General features: G+C 63.6%; 15 protein-coding genes and 1 tRNA gene. 8 read left to right on the top strand and 8 right to left on the bottom strand.

Going from position 1 to position 13,989, the window contains the following annotated elements; all coding sequences use genetic code 11:
* Window positions 1–64: 64 nt before the first annotated feature.
* Window positions 65–730 (bottom strand): GntR family transcriptional regulator, encoded by a 666-nt coding sequence (locus AAGT95_RS13025; protein WP_342594046.1) that lies wholly within the window; start codon window positions 728–730, stop codon window positions 65–67.
* A gap of 229 nt (window positions 731–959) precedes the next feature.
* Between AAGT95_RS13025 and AAGT95_RS13020 the strand changes: the two genes are divergently transcribed.
* The 8 genes from AAGT95_RS13020 (at window position 960) to AAGT95_RS12985 (ending at window position 8,317) form a co-directional block, all read left to right on the top strand.
* A complete protein-coding gene (locus tag AAGT95_RS13020; protein ID WP_342594045.1) occupies window positions 960–2,000 on the top strand; it encodes a 4-hydroxythreonine-4-phosphate dehydrogenase PdxA in 1,041 nt (346 codons plus the stop codon).
* Between the two features lie 118 nt (window positions 2,001–2,118).
* The gene (locus AAGT95_RS13015) at window positions 2,119–3,132 is read left to right on the top strand and encodes a tripartite tricarboxylate transporter substrate binding protein (protein WP_342594044.1); all 1,014 of its coding nucleotides are present in this window, start codon (window positions 2,119–2,121) and stop codon (window positions 3,130–3,132) included.
* A gap of 53 nt (window positions 3,133–3,185) precedes the next feature.
* Window positions 3,186–3,677, top strand: coding sequence for a tripartite tricarboxylate transporter TctB family protein (locus AAGT95_RS13010; protein ID WP_342594043.1), 492 nt, complete (start codon window positions 3,186–3,188; stop codon window positions 3,675–3,677).
* A 24-nt stretch (window positions 3,678–3,701) separates the two neighbouring features.
* Window positions 3,702–5,255 carry a tripartite tricarboxylate transporter permease gene (locus AAGT95_RS13005; protein ID WP_342594042.1) on the top strand — a complete coding sequence of 518 codons (1,554 nt, stop codon included), beginning with the start codon at window positions 3,702–3,704 and terminating at the stop codon, window positions 5,253–5,255.
* 15 nt (window positions 5,256–5,270) lie between these two features.
* On the top strand, window positions 5,271–6,707 hold the full coding sequence (locus tag AAGT95_RS13000; protein ID WP_342594041.1) for a flagellar biosynthesis protein FlgA: 1,437 nt from the start codon (window positions 5,271–5,273) through the stop codon (window positions 6,705–6,707).
* On the top strand, window positions 6,704–7,681 hold the full coding sequence (locus AAGT95_RS12995; RefSeq protein WP_342594040.1) for a sugar phosphate isomerase/epimerase family protein: 978 nt from the start codon (window positions 6,704–6,706) through the stop codon (window positions 7,679–7,681). The genes AAGT95_RS13000 and AAGT95_RS12995 overlap by 4 nt, the downstream gene beginning before the upstream one ends.
* A gap of 62 nt (window positions 7,682–7,743) precedes the next feature.
* Window positions 7,744–8,070, top strand: a complete 327-nt coding sequence (locus AAGT95_RS12990; protein WP_110600825.1) for a hypothetical protein — start codon at window positions 7,744–7,746, stop codon at window positions 8,068–8,070.
* A gap of 22 nt (window positions 8,071–8,092) precedes the next feature.
* Window positions 8,093–8,317: a DUF4236 domain-containing protein gene (locus AAGT95_RS12985; protein ID WP_157958410.1), complete on the top strand. Its 225-nt coding sequence runs from the start codon at window positions 8,093–8,095 to the stop codon at window positions 8,315–8,317.
* A gap of 141 nt (window positions 8,318–8,458) precedes the next feature.
* Here AAGT95_RS12985 and AAGT95_RS12980 read toward each other — a convergent pair whose 3' ends face one another.
* The 7 genes from AAGT95_RS12980 to AAGT95_RS12950 all read right to left on the bottom strand — a co-directional run bounded on the left by AAGT95_RS12980 (window position 8,459) and on the right by AAGT95_RS12950 (window position 13,975).
* The gene (locus tag AAGT95_RS12980) at window positions 8,459–9,154 is read right to left on the bottom strand and encodes an aspartate/glutamate racemase family protein (protein WP_110600821.1); all 696 of its coding nucleotides are present in this window, start codon (window positions 9,152–9,154) and stop codon (window positions 8,459–8,461) included.
* An 838-nt stretch (window positions 9,155–9,992) separates the two neighbouring features.
* Window positions 9,993–10,080, bottom strand: a tRNA-Ser gene (locus AAGT95_RS12975).
* A 138-nt stretch (window positions 10,081–10,218) separates the two neighbouring features.
* A complete protein-coding gene (locus AAGT95_RS12970) occupies window positions 10,219–10,779 on the bottom strand; it encodes a nitroreductase family protein (RefSeq protein ID WP_110600819.1) in 561 nt (186 codons plus the stop codon).
* A 64-nt stretch (window positions 10,780–10,843) separates the two neighbouring features.
* Window positions 10,844–11,683, bottom strand: coding sequence for an NADPH-dependent 7-cyano-7-deazaguanine reductase QueF (gene queF, locus AAGT95_RS12965; RefSeq protein WP_342594039.1), 840 nt, complete (start codon window positions 11,681–11,683; stop codon window positions 10,844–10,846).
* The gene (locus AAGT95_RS12960; protein ID WP_110600815.1) at window positions 11,680–12,453 is read right to left on the bottom strand and encodes an ABC transporter permease; all 774 of its coding nucleotides are present in this window, start codon (window positions 12,451–12,453) and stop codon (window positions 11,680–11,682) included. The genes queF and AAGT95_RS12960 overlap by 4 nt, the downstream gene beginning before the upstream one ends.
* Window positions 12,450–13,427, bottom strand: coding sequence for an ABC transporter ATP-binding protein (locus AAGT95_RS12955; RefSeq protein ID WP_342594038.1), 978 nt, complete (start codon window positions 13,425–13,427; stop codon window positions 12,450–12,452). Before AAGT95_RS12955 ends, AAGT95_RS12960 begins: the two co-directional genes overlap by 4 nt.
* The gene (locus tag AAGT95_RS12950; protein ID WP_342594037.1) at window positions 13,427–13,975 is read right to left on the bottom strand and encodes a hypothetical protein; all 549 of its coding nucleotides are present in this window, start codon (window positions 13,973–13,975) and stop codon (window positions 13,427–13,429) included. Before AAGT95_RS12950 ends, AAGT95_RS12955 begins: the two co-directional genes overlap by 1 nt.
* Between the last annotated feature and the right edge of the window lie 14 nt (window positions 13,976–13,989).

Genomic DNA, 13,989 nt, shown 5'->3' with positions numbered 1-13,989 from the left:
AATAGAACTGCTCTTGTATATCTATCCCGCTTGTTGACACGATTCCGTGGCTTCAGCGCACCCGCTAGACGACGTCACGCACCCGCTCCCAGGCGTGCTCGAGATGCTCACTCAATGCCGTTACCAAGGCAGGCGCATCCCGTCGCTCGAGAGAGTCGATCATCGATTCATGCTCGGCAACGGCTGCCGCCCACTTCTCCTCGCCCTCGTGCCCGATGAATCGAACTCGCTTGAGTTTCGATTGAAGTGAACCATGAACCTGAACCAGCGAGTCATTGTGACTCAGCGCCACGATGGCGGAGTGAATGCGCTGGTTCGTCTTGTAATAGTCGAGCCGGTTTCCTTCGCGATAGTGAACCAGCATCTCGTTGTGCAGCGCGCGCACCCCCGCAATCTCCTCGTCGCTCGCTTCGGTACAGGCCAAGCGCCCTGCCAGCTCCTCGAGCGTACGGATCAATACCAGCATGTCCTGGATGTCCTTTGCCGAGAAACGTCGAACCGAGGCGCCACGCTGTGGCGTCAGTTCCACCAACCCCTCACTGGCCAGATAGCGAAGCGCCTCTCGTAGAGGCGTCCGCGAGACGCCGAGCCGTTCGCAAAGTGGACCTTCGTAGATCCGTTTCCCCGGCTCGAGCTCACCCTCGATGATCATGTCACGGAGATGGCTGGTGATCGCATCGTGAAGCGAGTGCCTGGCAATCGCGGAACGTGGCGATGTCGTGTCGGACATGGCTGATCTCTTCATGGGTAGGGAACCGTTGGTCGAAATAGGCGCCTGCAATGTCTCGATTCAGCCCTGAGCCGTCCCTGCGCGACCCGGCTCAGCCGAAAAGCGTGCTGCCATCATACTGCGCTAGCCGACACCTTCACCTCAATACCAACGTATAATGTATACATTTTGGTTTTGAGCGCAATCTCCTCTCAAGCAGGCACTCCGCCTCGAAGAATCAGGAGATACCATGACGCCTTCATCATCGCGCAAAGCCGCGCCCGAGTTGCCGATCATCGCCCTGGCCATGGGCGATCCCGCCGGCATCAGCCCAGAGCTGACAGCCAGGCTGGCCGCAGACGAGACCGTCAAGCGAGCCGCACGCCTGGTCATCATCGGCGACCGTCGAATATTCGACGAAGGTGCCCGCACCGCCGGTCTCTCGCCGACGCTAGACGCGATCGACGAGCAGAGCCCGCTTGCCGATCTTGCGAGCACACCGGCATTTCTCGATCTTGCCAACCTGGCGCCGGAAGATGTCGATCCGGGCGAGGCGACTCCGGCCGGCGGTGAATTCGCTTCGGCCAACTTCCGTCACGCGCTCGCGCTGGCCCACGACGGTCGGGTCGACGCGGTCTGCTTCACGCCGTTCAACAAGAAGGCGATGCGCTATGCCAACCCCGGTTATGACGACGAGATTCGCTTCGTGGCGGATGCCATCGGCTTCGACGGCAAGGCTCGTGAATTCAATATTCTCGAATCGGTCTGGAATGCGCGGGTCACCTCCCACATCCCGCTGAAAGACGTCGCCGCCGCCCTGAGCCCGGAGTCGATCATCGACGAGCTGACGCTGACCCATCGCTGCCTGCAGCAGGCCGGGCATGACCGTCCACGCATCGCCGTCGCCGGCCTCAACCCTCACGCCGGCGACGGCGGCAGCTTCGGCATGGAGGAGATCGACATCATCGAGCCGGCGATCCGGCGCGCCCGCGAACAGGGGCTGGAGGTCGAAGGCCCCTTCCCCGCCGACACCGTCTTCCTCCGCGCGGTGAAAGAGGGCTTCCACGCGGTACTGACCATGTACCACGACCAGGGGCAGATCGCGATGAAGATGATGGGATTCGACAGCGGCGTGACGATGCTCGGTGGTCTCCCGTTCCCGGTCTGCACGCCGGCTCACGGAACGGCCTATGACATTGCCGGTCGCGGCATCGCCGATCTGGGCGCCTCCCGACAGGCGTTGCTGCTCGCCGCGCGCATGGCTGACCAGGCACGCAAGGCGGGCGTCTGAAATTTCATCGCCGCGGCTTCCGCCAGTGGCGCTGAAAGGTAGTGGCAGGTCCGATTCGACACAGCTCACGAGCGTCACCGACAAGAGCAACAACGCAAGAACCGACAGGAGAAACGCCATGTACAAGCGCAACCCCCTTTCCGCCCATCAGCTCAAGCCTCTGGCCCTGTTCTTTGCCGCACTCACCGTCTCCGGGAGCGCGCTCGCCTGGCAACCGGAACGCCCCGTCGAGTTCGTGGTGACCTCCGGTGCCGGCGGCGGTACCGACACCTTCGCGCGCACCGTGCAGTCGATCATCGGCAAGCACAAGCTGATGGACAAATCGATCATCGTCTCCAACAAGGGCGGAGGCAGCGGCGCCGAGGGCTACGTCTATTCGGCCTCTTCCCCGGATGATCCCTACAAGCTGACGTTCGGCACCAACAACGAGTACCTGCTGCCCGAAGTCGGGGAGATGCCCTACGCCGCCGACGACCTGCAACCGGTGGCGGCCATGGCCATGGACGAATTCCTGATCTGGGTGAACGGTGACGCCGACTACGCCAGCGCCAAGGATTTCATCGATGCCGCCAAGCAGAACCCCGGTAAGATGCAGTTCGCCGGCAGCCAATCCAAGGACACCGACCAGACGCTGGTCAGCATGATCGAGGAAGCCACCGGCGCCGATTTCCGCTACGTGCCCTTCAACGGCGGCAGCCAGGCGCTGGTGCAACTGGCGGGCGGCCATGTCGACGCCAACGTCAACAATCCCAACGAGAACCTCGGTCAGTGGCAGGCCGGCATGGTCAAGCCGCTGTGCGTGTTCAGCCCGGAACAGCTTCCCAAGGGCGAGCCCGTCTACCAGGGCAAGGGCTGGGGCGATATCCCCACCTGCCAGTCCCAGGGTATCGATATCAGCGAATACCGCATGCCGCGGACCGTCTGGCTGCCGGCGGGCGCCCCCGAGGAGGCGGTGACCTACTACCAGGAGCTGCTCAAGAAGGTCAGCGAGACGCCTGAATGGAAGGACTACACCACCCGAACCGTGCAGACCAGCCGCTTCCTGACCGGCGACGAACTCCAGCAGTACATCGATGACAACGCCAAGAGTGTCAAGAAGGTGTTCGAACAGGAAGGCTGGAACGCTTCCTGAGCCCATGCCGGCGGGCGGCCACTGGCGCCCGCCACGCCTCGGAGGGAATCAGCATGACCCACAATGGCATTTCCCGTTACAGCATGGAGATCGCCACGGCGCTACTGACCGGCGGGATCGGTCTCGCGATCTGCTACGGCGCCTGGCAGGTCGGTACCGGGTGGACCCCGAGCGGCCCGGACTCCGGCTACTTCCCGTTCTGGATCGGCGTGCTGGTCGTTGCCGGCAGCGTCGTCAATCTGCTGCGAACGATCGTCGGGCATCGCCACAAGGACGAAACATTCCTGGATGCCGCCAGGCTCAAGTCTCTCGCCCGGTTCGTGCTGCCGATCCTCGGCTTCGCCGTGATCTCGCTACTGCTGGGGCTCTATGTAGGGACCACGCTGTACGTGCTGTTCGCCATGCGTCTCCAGGGCCATTACGCCTGGTGGAAATCGCTGGTCAGCGGCGTGGCCATCAGCGTCTGCTTCTACCTGCTGTTCGAACTCGTATTCCAGGTGCCGCTATTGAAAGGCCCCCTGGAGCATGCGTTCGGCATCTACTAAGCGCCCGTTTCAGGGGATCGCACCATGAACAACCTATCGCTGCTGATGGATGGCTTCGCCACCATCCTGACCTGGAATCATCTGCTGATCATGGTGATCGGCGTGATGCTGGGCATGCTGGTCGGCGTGCTGCCAGGACTGGGCGCCCCCAACGGCGTGTCGTTGCTGCTGCCGCTGACTTTCACCATGGATCCGGTGTCGGCCATCATTCTGCTGAGCTGCATGTACTGGGGGGCGCTGTTCGGCGGCTCCACCACCTCGATTCTGTTCAATATCCCGGGAGAACCCTCGTCGGTCGCCACGACCTTCGATGGCTACCCGATGGCACGCAATGGCGAAGCGACCCGTGCGCTGACCCTGGCCTTCATGTCCGCCGGTCTCGGTGCGCTCGCCGGCGTGGTCATGATCACGCTGCTGGCCAGCTCGGTGGCCCAGTTCGGCCTGAAGTTCTCCTCGCCGGAGTACTTCGCGGTCTACTTCCTGGCGTTCTGCAGCTTCATCGGCATGAGTTCCAGCGCGCCCTCGAAGACACTGGTCTCGATGATGCTGGGACTGGCCTTCGCCACGGTGGGGATGGATAGCGTTTCCGGCGGCCTGCGCCTGACCTTCGGCATTCCTGATCTGGTCAAGGGCATCAGCTTCCTGGTCGCGGTCATGGGGCTGTTCGGGATCGCCGAACTCATGGTCACCACCGAAGAGGGCCTGAGCTTCAACGGTATCAAGAGCCGCATTCGGGTCCGGGACATCCTGCGCACCATGGCCGAGCTGCCGCGTTACTGGGCGTCGCTGGTCCGCAGTATCCTGATCGGGATCTGGATGGGCATCACGCCCGCCGGGCCGACCGCTGCCTCGTTCATGAGCCACGGCATCGCCAAGCGCTTCTCCCGGCACCCCGAGCGCTTCGGCAAGGGCGAGCCCAACGGTATCGTCTCACCGGAAGCGGCGGACCATTCTGCCGGCACCTCCGCGCTGCTGCCGATGCTGGCACTCGGGGTGCCGGGTTCGGCGACGGCGGCGGTGATGATGGGCGGATTGATGATCTGGGGGCTGACGCCCGGGCCGATGCTGTTCATCACCCGTCCGGATTTCGTCTGGGGCCTGATCGCCAGCATGTATCTGGGCAACGTGGTCGCGGTCATCCTGGTACTGGCGACGGTGCCGCTCTACGCCTCGATCCTGCGGGTGCCGTTCGCCATCATCGGCCCGGTCATTGTCGCGGTCATCTTCACCGGCGTTTACCAGGTCGCCAACTCCACCTTCGACTTCTGGCTGCTGCTGTTCTTCGCCCTGCTCGGCTATCTGTTCAAGAAGCTCGACTACCCGGTCGCGCCGCTGGTGCTGACCATGGTGCTCGGTCATCGCGCCGAGGAAGCCTTCCGTCAGTCGATGGTGATGTCCGACGGCTCGTTGACCATCTTCTGGTCCAACTCGCTGGTCAGCACGATCATGGGACTCGGGCTACTGATGCTGGTGTGGCCGCTGTTCTCCCGCATGCTGGGGCTGAGAGGCTGGCGGCGACGGCTGCAGCGTCAGAAACCGCAGGCCTCGAAGCCGGCGACGCCCGACTCCCGCCCCTGAGACAAGGAAACAGCGATGCACCTCTCCCACTATCTCGATGGTGACGCCCCGATTCGCTGCTGCGTGATCGGCTCGGGTGGCTTCGGCCGCAGCTTCATCCTCCATTCCCGGCATCTGGAAGCCATGGAGGCGCGCGTGGTGATCGACCTGGACCCGGCGCTTGCGGCCAAGGCGCTGGTCGACGCCGGTATCGAACCGGGCCGAATCCGGCACTGTCGGACGCCGGCAGAAGCCAGCCGTGCCTGGGACCGAGGCGACTGGATCGTCGGCGACCGACTGGAGGCGGTGATCGAACTTCCCCTGGACGTCGTCATCGAGGCCACCGGTCACCCCGAAGCCGGCGCCCGCCATGCCGCGCTCGCGCTGGAAGCCGGCCATCATGTGGCCCTGGTCACCAAGGAAGTCGACAGCGTGGTCGGCCCCGGCCTGGCGGCCATGGCTCGCAAGCGCGGCTGCGTGATCAGCCCGGTGGATGGCGACCAGCCGGCGCTGGCGATCGGCCTGGTCAGTTGGGCCGAGACGGTGGGGCTGGAGATCCTCGCCGCTGGCAAGTCGAGCGAATACGACTTCGTCTTCGACCCCTCGACGGAAACCCTGACCAGCAACGGCAAACGCATCGACGTCCGCGGCTTTGGGGAGCGCTGGGACCTGCCCGAAGGCCTGGACAGCGAGGGTCACCGTCAGTGGCTGGCGGATCGCGCTCGTCTGGCCGGCGCATTGCCGCAGCACGCGGTGCCGGACCTGTGCGAGATGGCGATCGTCGCCAATGCGACCGGCGTGATGCCGGACCGTCCCTCACTGCACTACCCCATCGCCCGTCTCGGCGAGATCGCCGAACTGTTCGTGCCGATCGCCGACGGGGGCCTGTTGACGCGGACACCGGCGCTGGAGGTGTTCCACTGCCTGCGGCGGCCGGACGAGTTCAGCCTTGCCGGCGGCGTGTTCGTGGTCGTGCGCGGCCATGATCGCACCAGTTGGCAGATGCTGGCCGAGAAAGGCCACCTGGTCAGCCGGCGCGGCGACAGTGCGATGCTGCCGCTGCCTCGCCACCTGCTCGGGTTGGAAGCCGCCACTACCCTGCTGGAGATGGTGCGCCGCGGCGTTCCCAGCAGCGTCGGCCAGCCGCGACCCCATGTCGACCTGATCGCCGTTGCCGGATCCAACCTGACCGAAGGCACTACGCTCACCGCTCACGGCCACCACCACAGCATCGACCACGTATCGTCGGCGCTGGTGCCGGCCAGCCCGCTCGGCGACGACGCGCCGCTGCCCTACTATCTCGCCGCCAACCGGGTATTGATGCGCCCGGTCCGCGCCGGCGAGCCCATTCGTCTGCGCGATGTCGCGATCGACGAAAGCTCATGGTTGTGGAAGCTGCGCCAGACCCAGGATGAGCTGTTCTTCGCCGACGCCATGACATCGACCCACGCCACTATCGAGACCCCCATATGACCAACGACCTTGCCGACTGGCCCATCGCCGCCGCCATGCTGCCGTTCTCCAACCGCCTGCCGGATGGCTCGCCACTGCAGGCGGCCAGCGCCGAACAGTGGCACCCGCTGTTTCAGGAGATCGCCGAAGCCGGTTTCGACCACGTCGATCTCTCCGACAACTGCTTTCGCCCCGGCGACATGCAGCGCGACCAGCTGGACGCGCTCGCCAGCGTGATCAAGTCGGCGCGCCTGAAACCCGGCTCGATCTCGGTGGTGCGCTCGAGCGTGATCGACGAACGCCATGGCGACGACCATCTCGCCTACAGCCATCGCTCGCTGGAGGCCGCCGCCAGGCTCGGCATCGGCACTGTCTCGATCGGCCTGCATCGGCCATTGACCGAGGCCCAGCAGCGACAGCTTTGGTTCTGGACCGTGGCGGGTCACCGCGACGACCCCGACGATCGGGCACAGTGGCAAAAGGCGGTGACGCGGATCCGCGAACTCGGCCAGCACGCTGCCGAACTCGGTATCGTGCTGTCGCTGGAGATGTACGAGGATACCTATCTCGGCAGTGCCGACTCGGCGGTGGCCATGGTCGAGGAGATCGGCCTGGCCTCGGTGGGATTGAATCCGGATATCGGCAACCTGATCCGGCTGCACCGGCCGGTGGAGCCTTGGCTCGAGGCCATGCGCAAGGTGCTGCCGTGGTCGAATTTCTGGCATGCCAAGAACTACATGCGCGACGAGGACACCGAGCGAGACCATTACGTCGCCTTCCCCGCACCGATGGAGAGCGGCCTGATCAACTATCGCCAGGCGATGAAGCTCGCCGTGGAAGCCGGCTTTCGCGGCGTGATCTGCCTGGAGCACTATGGTGGCGACGGCCTCAGCGTCTGCGCCGCCAACCAGCGCTATCTGCGCGAGCGGGTCCTGCCCGCCTGTCGCCATGTTACCCCGGGCGCCAGTCGGGTCAGGCAGCCGCGCAGGGACTGACGCGCCACCATGCACCTCGTGGGCAACTATGCTGATGCCAACCGCTTGCCCACGAGGTCGACATGAACACCAGCCATCTCGAACACGCCATCATCGCTGTCGCCTTTCAATGCCTGCTATGGCCGTTGGTCGGTCGCTGGGTAGGCGGTTCGCTGATCGTCGCGGTGTTTCTCGGGCGCGAGATCGCCCAGCACGAATATGCCGGTGGAGGACCCAATGCGGTCGGCTACTTCTATGGACTGGTTCACCACTGGTCGCCGGACTCGATTCTCGATGTACTCTCCCCCGCGGCCGCCTGCATCCTGCTGGCGCTGGTCGTCCCCGGCAGCCCGCTGTGGCGAGCGCGGCAGACCCGCCGAACGAATGCCGCCGATCGCAGTCAACCATGAACAGATTTCCAGGAGATCTCCCATGGGACTTCGTTTCCGCCGCATGCTGCGGCTGGCACCAGGCCTGCGGATCCGGCTCGACAGCCAGGGCCCGACGCTCTCGATCGGCCCCCGCGGCGCCAACCTGAATATCAGTCGCCGCGGCGTTCACAGCCATGCGGGCATTCCCGGATCGGGCATTTACCACCGGCAGGCTTTATGGAAAAGAACATCACGGACGGGAAAGGCGGACAAGAAGCGGCGTTAGCGGATGGGCATCGAAAAAGCCCCGGCCCGAAGGCCGGGCAAGTACGCAGGGGATAGTCCCCGGCGCCATTATCGATCGGCGGGCACACTTCATCAGGCTGAATTGTCTCGTCAATCCGGGGGAGATTGCGCTAGCGACCGGCTACTCACCCAGGGCAAATGCAAGCCCCATGTCGACATGCAGCGCGGTCGTGTCGTAGAGCGGCAGGTCGCAATCCTGCGGCCGAAGTAGCAAGGCGATTTCCGTGCACCCCAGAATCACGGCCTGCGCACCCTGCTGCTGGAGCCTGGTGACGATATCCCGATACGCCTGCCGCGACGGCTCGGTGATGACACCCTGGACCAACTCCTCGAAGATGATGCGATGAACGCTGTCCCGATCTTCCTGGGACGGTACCAGGCAGGAGATGCCATGCTCGTCGAGCAGCCGGCCTCGATAGAACTCCTGCTCCATCGTGAAGCGCGTCCCCAGCAAACCGACCTGCTCGACGCCATCGGCACGCAATCGTGATCCGGTGCCATCGGCAATGTGGAGAAAGGGGACGCTTAGCGCCGACTCGATCGCGTCGGCCACCTTGTGCATGGTATTGGTTGCCAGCAACAGGCACTCCGCGCCGGCGGTCTCGACCTGACGGGCCGCCAACGCCAACTTCTCCCCGGCCTCGTCCCAATCGCCACTCTGCTGCAGCGCCTCGATCTCGGCAAAGTCGACGCTCACCATCGCGATCCTGGCCGAGTGATATCCGCCGAGGCGCGCTCGCACGCCTTCGTTGAGCATGCGGTAGTAACTCTGGGTGGACTCCCAGCTCATGCCGCCCAGTACACCGATGGTTTTCATCCCGATCCCCGCTTGGCCTCTCCTCGACACTTTTATCATACCGTCTTTGGATCGTGACGGGGCTCGACGACACCGTAGAATGCTCGGATTTTACTTCCCCCTGCGTCCTATTCCGGCACAGGAAAACGCCGGCTGCCGACACGGTTGATTCAGAATTCGTGGCGGAGGAAGGATTGCTGCCGTTTGTCGGCGCTCGAACACCAGAACCGCGAGCGCCTCGGTGCGAACCGGAGGGTTCTCATCCACTCCCCCCTAACCAATGCCTAATTCCAGGCATGAAAAAGCCGGCTTCTCGAGCCGGCTGATTCAGAATTCGTGGCGGAGGGGGAGGGATTATCGGCTCGCTTCGCGAGGCCGTTTGTCGGCGCTCGAACACCAGAACCGCGAGCGCCTCGGTGCGAACCGGAGGGTTCTCATCCACTCCCCCTAACCAATGCCTAATTCCAGGCATGAAAAAACCGGCCACTGAGAGCCGGTTCTTTTCAATTCGTGGCGGAGGGGGAGGGATTATCGGCTCGCTTCGCGAGGCCGTTTGTCGGCGCTCGAACACCAGAACCGCGAGCGCCTCGGTGCGAACCGGAGGGTTCTCATCCACTCCCCCTAACCAATGCCTAATTCCAGGCATGAAAAAACCGGCCACTGAGAGCCGGTTCTTTTCAATTCGTGGCGGAGGGGGAGGGATTATCGGCTCGCTTCGCGAGGCCGTTTGTCGGCGCTCGAACACCAGAACCGCGAGCGCCTCGGTGCGAACCGGAGGGTTCTCATCCACTCCCCCTAACCAATGCCTAATTCCAGATATGAAAAAGCCGGCTTCTCGAGCCGGCTGATTCAGAATTCGTGGCGGAGGGGGAGGGATTCGAACCCTCGAAGCCTTTCGACTTACACACTTTCCAGGCGTGCTCCTTCGACCACTCGGACACCCCTCCGCATTGTCGCCCCGCCCGTAGCGGCGTTGCCGCTGCGTTCAGAACGGCGCACATAGTAACGAGCTAAACCCGTGATCGCAAGCCGTTTTTCCTTTTCCGACGACCTTTTACGATCTCTCCAGCACGGAAAGCCCAGTGTCAGCGCCATCGCTCCAGATACGCCTCCGGATCGCGCGATGGCGCCTCAGGATAGCGCCCGCCAACCTGGCCAAGGTAGAGATAGCCGATCAGCTCCTCGTGCTCACCCAGTCCGAGACCGCGCCACACGCTCTTGTCATGGGCATAGGTACCGGTGCGCCACATGGCCCCCAGCCCTTGCGCGAAAGCCGCGTAGAGCATGGCATGCGCGGCGCAACCCGCGGAGATGAGCTGTTCTACCGGTGGCACCTTGGGCAGGTCCGGTGTGATGCGTGCGATCACCGCGATGATCATCGGCGCCCGCTTGGGTTTCTTGCGGGCGGCGTCGAGGTTGCCGTCATCGATATGCGGGTTGGCCTGATAATCGGAGCGGGCGAACAGTTCACCCAGCCGATCGAGCCCTTCACCGCTGATCTCGATGAAGCGGTACGGGGTCATTTCCTTGTGATCCGGCGCCCGCAGTGCCGCACGGTAGATGGCGTCGAGCTGCTCGGCGGTGGGCGCCGGACCGGCCAGCTTGCCCATCGAACGACGCTGATGCAGTAGCGTCATGGCATCCATGTCTGACTCCTCTGAGAGATCGGGGGTAATACGCAAGGGATCGCTCGACTCTACGTCAAAAGCGCTACTGCCGCAGCAGGCGTGGGGGCAGCTCCGGCGTCCAACCCGGCGTGGCCCGCCAGGGGTTGATATCGAGCCCACCGCGGCGCACGTAGCGCGCCATCACCAGCAGCCGCTCGGGGCGGCAGCGTGCCATCAGGTCGACGAAGATATGCTCGACGCAGTGCTCGTGAAAATCCTGATGCTGTCGATAGGAGACGATGTAGCGCAGCAGCGCGGCTCGATCGAGTCGCGGCCCGCGATAGGCGATCAGCACACTCCCCCAGTCCGGCTGCCCGGTGACCGGGCAGTTGGACTTGAGTAGATGCGAGTGCAGCGTCTCTTCGACGATATCGCCCTCATCGCAGGCGAGCAGCTCGGGGGCCGGCGTGTAGCGATCGATAGCGACATCGAGTTCGTCGATGTCATCACCCGGCAGCGGCGCCGGTGCGAGCGCGGGATCATCGACACCGAACAGCTCGACCGTGACCGGGGCGCCGGCCGCGGCACTCAAGTCCCGCTGCAGCAGTTCGATCACCGCGTCACGGTCGGCGAACGTCGTCTGGTTGAAGCCGTTGAGATAGAGCTTCCAGGATTTGGATTCGATCAGACAGGGCGAATCCGCCGGCAGCCGGAAACGCGCCACCGCGACCACCGGCTTGCCGCGCGGGTCGAGCCAGGAGAGCTCGAAGGCCCACCACTCGTCACCGCCGACGAACGGCAGTGACGCCGCCTCGATTCCCAGCGGGGCCCGATTGGCGGCACGCTCGATGGGGAACAGCAAGCCGGCGTCGTAGCGCTCGGGGTAAGCGGATTCGCGACCCAGCGGCGCATCAGCGAGGGTATCCGGGCGCGGTGTGGTCATGAACGAATCCCCTTGCCTCGGTTGAGCATCCACAGCGCCAGGCACCAGAAGGCGACGATGAAGGCGGCGATGGCGATCAGCGCCCCGCTCACCGGAATGTCGGAGATGCCGAGAATGCCATAGCGGAAGGCGTTAACCATGTAGAGGATCGGGTTGATCATGGTTACCTTCTGCCAGAATTCCGGCAGCAGGTCGATCGAGTAGAACACGCCCCCCAGGTAGGTCAGCGGCGTCAGCACGAAGATCGGAATGATCGAGATATCGTCGAACTTCTTGGCCAGCAGCGCATTGATGAAGCCGCCGATCGAAAACAGCAAGGCGGTCATCACCACCACCATCAGGGTCAGGAACGGATGGTGCAGATCGAGATGGGTGAAGAACAGCGAGACCACCGTCACGATCAGCCCGACGCCCAGCCCGCGTGCGGCGCCGCCGATGACGAAGCCGGCCAGAATGACCCAGTTGGGCATCGGCGAGACCATCATCTCCTCCACGCTGCGCTGGAACTTGTTGGAGAAGAACGATGAGGCCACGTTGGAGTAGCTGTTGGTGATCACCGACATCATGATCAGACCGGGCACGATGTAGGACATGTAGGAGATGCCGTGCATCTCACCCACGCGTGAACCGATCAGATTGCCGAAGATGATGAAGTACATCGTCATGGTGATGGAGGGCGGCACCAGGGTCTGGGGCCAGATCCGCACGAAGCGGCGCACCTCTTTCACCACCATGGTCCAGAGCGAAATCAGCAGTTGCCGGGTATTCAAGATGCCGTCTCCTTGGCCGGTGTCGAGGTGGCGCTGTCGATGCCGCTACCGGCATCCGGCTGCGAGGTCATCGAGACGAACAGCTCTTCCAGACGATTGGCTCGGTTACGCATGGAGAGCACGCGCACGCCCTGGCGAGTCAATTGCTGGAAGGCATCGTTGAGATCGGTGCCCTTGCGCACGGAAAGCGACAGCTGGTGCGAGTCGACCCGCTCGACCTCGAAGCCCTCCACCTGCGGGGCGGCCTCCAGCGGCTCGGCCAGATCGAGCAGGAAGGTTTCGGTGTCCAGCTCGGTCAGCAGACCACGCATCGAGGTATTCTTGATGATCTCGCCCCGATTGATGATGGCGATATTGCGGCACAGACTCTCGGCTTCCTCGAGATAGTGGGTGGTCAGGATGATCGAGGTGCCCTCCTCCGCGTTGATCCGGCGCATGTACTCCCACATGCTGCGACGCAGTTCGATATCGACCCCGGCGGTGGGCTCGTCGAGGATCAGCAGGCGCGGGCGGTGGATCAGGGCACGCGCGATCATCAGCCGTCGCTTCATGCCGCCGGAGAGCATGCGCGCGGCGCCGTTGCGCTTGTCCCAAAGGCCGAGGTCCTTGAGCAGGCGCTCGCAGCGCGGCTTGGCCTCCTTCATCGGCATGCCGTAGTAGCCCGCCTGGGTGAGGACGATGTCCTCGACCTTCTCGAACTGACTGAAGTTGAACTCCTGCGGTACCACGCCGAGCGCATACTTCGCCTTGGCGAAGTCGCGGTCGATATCGATACCGAAGATCTTAACCTGCCCCGCCGTTTTCTGGACCAGCGAACAGACGATACCGAGCGTGGTGGACTTGCCCGCGCCGTTGGGGCCGAGCAGCGCGAAAAAATCGCCCTGCTCGACATCGAGGTCGATGCCTTTGAGGGCTTCGAATCCATTACCGTAGACTTTGGTCAGCCCGCGGATGGACAGTGCCGGTTCTGCCATCAGGGATTCCTGTCGATTACATGGAAGAAGAAGTGCCGCCACATATGGGGGCCGATCGATGGAAAATCAATCTTTAGCAGACGAACAAACTCCATCGCCATCACGTGCACCACTATCGTCGGCGTCACCGACGCTACCGTGTCAGCGTAGTCGGGAAGCCAGCCGGCGTCGGCGAGAGCGGGATCGTGGCACGCGATGCATAGCGGGAAGACACGCCCGGCGCGATACCGCCAGGCCGAGGAAGATGGCAACAAACGGCCAGCATCTCGACACATCAGCCGATGCGGAGAGAGAGGTATCGATGCGCTTCGGAAACGATAAAACGGGAGCGGGAAAGGAGATCGACCGGGCGGCGTTCCGTCGGGCTGGCGTTCCAGCGGACCGGCGTTCCGGCTCACGACCCTCGACCACGCTTCAACAACTACTAAACCGGAGCGGTAAAGGAGATCGACCGGGCTGGCGTTCCAGCTCACGACCCTCGACCACGCTTCAAGTACCACGAAATTGGAGCGGGAAAGGAGATCGATCGGACCGGCGTTCCGGCTCACGACCCTCGACCACA

Origin of the sequence: Salinicola lusitanus (genome assembly GCF_038648475.1) — a bacterium.
Taxonomy (GTDB): domain Bacteria; phylum Pseudomonadota; class Gammaproteobacteria; order Pseudomonadales; family Halomonadaceae; genus Salinicola; species Salinicola lusitanus.
Note: the sequence above shows the minus strand (reverse complement) of the source record. Positions and strands in the feature narration are given on the sequence as shown.

Excerpts from the sequence above, each read along its gene's own strand:
- AAGT95_RS13000 (WP_342594041.1), top strand. The coding sequence starts at position 5,271 with ATGCACCTCTCCCACTATCTCGATGGTGACGCCCCGATTCGCTGCTGC.
- AAGT95_RS13005 (WP_342594042.1), top strand. The coding sequence starts at position 3,702 with ATGAACAACCTATCGCTGCTGATGGATGGCTTCGCCACCATCCTGACC.
- queF (WP_342594039.1), bottom strand. The coding sequence starts at position 11,683 with ATGACCACACCGCGCCCGGATACCCTCGCTGATGCGCCGCTGGGTCGC.
- AAGT95_RS12980 (WP_110600821.1), bottom strand. The coding sequence starts at position 9,154 with ATGAAAACCATCGGTGTACTGGGCGGCATGAGCTGGGAGTCCACCCAG.
- AAGT95_RS12955 (WP_342594038.1), bottom strand. The coding sequence starts at position 13,427 with ATGGCAGAACCGGCACTGTCCATCCGCGGGCTGACCAAAGTCTACGGT.
- AAGT95_RS12990 (WP_110600825.1), top strand. The coding sequence starts at position 7,744 with ATGAACACCAGCCATCTCGAACACGCCATCATCGCTGTCGCCTTTCAA.
- AAGT95_RS13010 (WP_342594043.1), top strand. The coding sequence starts at position 3,186 with ATGACCCACAATGGCATTTCCCGTTACAGCATGGAGATCGCCACGGCG.
- AAGT95_RS12970 (WP_110600819.1), bottom strand. The coding sequence starts at position 10,779 with ATGGATGCCATGACGCTACTGCATCAGCGTCGTTCGATGGGCAAGCTG.
- AAGT95_RS13015 (WP_342594044.1), top strand. The coding sequence starts at position 2,119 with ATGTACAAGCGCAACCCCCTTTCCGCCCATCAGCTCAAGCCTCTGGCC.
- AAGT95_RS13020 (WP_342594045.1), top strand. The coding sequence starts at position 960 with ATGACGCCTTCATCATCGCGCAAAGCCGCGCCCGAGTTGCCGATCATC.
- AAGT95_RS12995 (WP_342594040.1), top strand. The coding sequence starts at position 6,704 with ATGACCAACGACCTTGCCGACTGGCCCATCGCCGCCGCCATGCTGCCG.
- AAGT95_RS12985 (WP_157958410.1), top strand. The coding sequence starts at position 8,093 with ATGGGACTTCGTTTCCGCCGCATGCTGCGGCTGGCACCAGGCCTGCGG.
- AAGT95_RS13025 (WP_342594046.1), bottom strand. The coding sequence starts at position 730 with ATGTCCGACACGACATCGCCACGTTCCGCGATTGCCAGGCACTCGCTT.